Below are 2137 nucleotides of genomic sequence, written 5' to 3'. Positions count from 1 at the left end.
CTCACCCCAACCCCTCTCCCGGGGGGAGAGGGGCTCAAGCTACGGCGCCTGCAGGTAGGCCGGGCCGCCCAGTTGCCGGGTCTGGCGCTGGATCCAGTTGGCGCGTCCCTGCACGTACGGGCCGGGACGCGCGGCGTTGTAGCGCTGCGGCGCCGGCAGCACCGCCGCCAGCAGCGCGCTCTGCGCCGGCGTCAGCTGCGCCGCGTCCTTGTTCCAGAAGCTGCGCGCCGCCGCCTGTGCGCCATACACGCCGTCGCCGAACTCGGCGACGTTGGCGTACACCTCCAGAATGCGCTGCTTCGACCACAGCGCCTCGATCAGCACCGTGTACCAGGCCTCCAAGCCCTTGCGCAACCAACTGCGGCCTTGCCACAGGAACACGTTCTTGGCGACCTGCTGGCTGATGGTGCTGGCGCCGCGCAGACGCCCGCCGCGCGCGTTGTGGTCGCGCGCCTTCTCGATCGCATCCAGATCGAAACCGTGATGGCTTGGGAAGCGCTGGTCCTCCGCGGCGACCAGGGAGATCGGCAGGCTCGGCGCGATCTGCGCAGTATCGCGCCAGTCGTACGCGATGCGGTACGACCAGTCGCCACTGGCCCAGGCGCCAAGCTGGCGCTCCAGCATCATCGCCGAGAACGGCGGGTCGACGAAGCGCAGCAGCAACACCTGCGACACGCTCGCCAGCACGAACAGCAACGGCGCCAGCAGCAGCCAGCGCCGCCAGCGCCTGGCCCGTGGACGCGCCGGCAGGGCGCCACTTGCATCGCGGCGCCCCGCCCCCATTCCTATGCTTTCTTCGATCTGGTCCACCGTGACGATCCACTCTCGTGCGGTCGCCATCTTCCCATGCGCAGCGAGGCCGCAATGCATTCTTCCGACGATCGTCTGACCCGCTTCCTGCTCCCCGGCGCCGGCGTGCGCGGCGTGCACGTGCGCCTGCACGACACCTGGCGCGAGATCCTGGCGCCGGCCAGCTATCCCGCCGCGGCCACCGAACTGCTGGGCGAGGCCTGCGTCGCCGCGGCCCTGTTCACCGGCCATACCAAGGTCGACGGGCGCCTGTCGGTGCAGTTGCGCAGCCAGGGCGCGCTGCGCACCCTGTTCGCCGAGTGCACCGCCGCCGGCACGCTGCGCGGCATCGTCCAGTTGGGCGAGGGCCAGGACGCGCCGCGCGACCTGCGCGCGCTCGGCGACGACGCCCTGCTGGCGATCACCATCGAGAACCCCGGCCTGGATCCGCGCGAACCGCAGCGCTACCAGAGCCTGGTGGCGATGTCCTCGGCCGAGCTGGACGAAGCCTTCGAGGACTACTTCCGCCAGTCAGAGCAGTTGCCGACGCGACTGATCCTGGCCGCCGACGGTACGCACGCCGCCGGCCTGCTGCTGCAGAAGCTGCCGGGCGACGCCGGCGACGAGGACGGCTGGAACCGCGCCGGCGCGCTGTTCGAGACCGTCGGCGAGGCCGAACTGCTGGCCACGCCGGCCGAAACCCTGCTGCACCGGCTGTTCCACGAGGAGACCCCGGAACTGCTCGGCGACCGCCCGCTGCGCTTCGGCTGCTCGTGCTCGCGCGAGCGGGTCGCGGCGATGCTGCGCTCGCTCGGCGAGGAAGAAGCGCGGGCGGCGGCCGAGGCGACCGGCCAAGTTGAGATCCGCTGCGAGTTCTGCGGCCGCCACTATGACTTCCCCTTGACGGAATTCGGAGTATTGTTTGCCGTAACGCAAGCTGAACCGACATCCTCGGAGCGCTTGCACTAGCTGAAACGCGCGTCGCGACCGGGGAGTCCGACTTGTTAAAGAAACATAAACCCTCTAGCATCGACCACCCTGTCCGGCGGGAACTTTCGTGCCCGCCCCAAGTCTCAGATTGCTGATGCGACCCTTCCTGCGCCTACCGCTCGCCCTGCTGATCGCCCTCGCGGCGAGCACGGGTGCGCACGCGCAGAGCAAGCCCGCCACTGGTCACGACCGCACCGTGTTGCCGGTCTGGAACAAGGGCAGCGGCAAGGTCGAGGCGCTGCTGTACCTGGAGCCCACCGGCGAACAGGCGGTCGGCGCGCGCTGGCATTTCGGCCGCAACTCCCTGGATGCGGCGTTCGGCCTGTCCTCCGGCGACTCGCTGGGCCTGCTGTGCAAC

2 protein-coding genes and 1 pseudogene are annotated in these 2137 nt (G+C 70.0%); 2 read left to right on the top strand and 1 reads right to left on the bottom strand.

Annotation, left to right across the window (positions count from 1 at the left end; translation table 11 throughout):
- Positions 1-39: 39 nt before the first annotated feature.
- The gene (mtgA, locus tag D183_RS0119485; RefSeq protein ID WP_017910480.1) at positions 40-783 is read right to left on the bottom strand and encodes a monofunctional biosynthetic peptidoglycan transglycosylase; all 744 of its coding nucleotides are present in this window, start codon (positions 781-783) and stop codon (positions 40-42) included.
- Positions 784-864: 81 nt separating this feature from the next.
- On the opposite strand from mtgA, the gene hslO reads away from it, so the two are divergent.
- Together hslO and D183_RS25325 are read left to right on the top strand one after the other, a co-directional pair.
- The gene (gene hslO / locus D183_RS0119480; protein WP_026144672.1) at positions 865-1758 is read left to right on the top strand and encodes an Hsp33 family molecular chaperone HslO; all 894 of its coding nucleotides are present in this window, start codon (positions 865-867) and stop codon (positions 1756-1758) included.
- Positions 1759-1873: 115 nt separating this feature from the next.
- Positions 1874-2137, top strand: a pseudogene (locus D183_RS25325) (hypothetical protein); the annotation flags it as partial.

Origin of the sequence: Xanthomonas sp. SHU 199 (genome assembly GCF_000364665.1) — a bacterium.
In the GTDB taxonomy this organism is placed as follows: domain Bacteria; phylum Pseudomonadota; class Gammaproteobacteria; order Xanthomonadales; family Xanthomonadaceae; genus Xanthomonas_A; species Xanthomonas_A sontii.
This window is presented reverse-complemented; position numbering and strand designations above follow the sequence as displayed.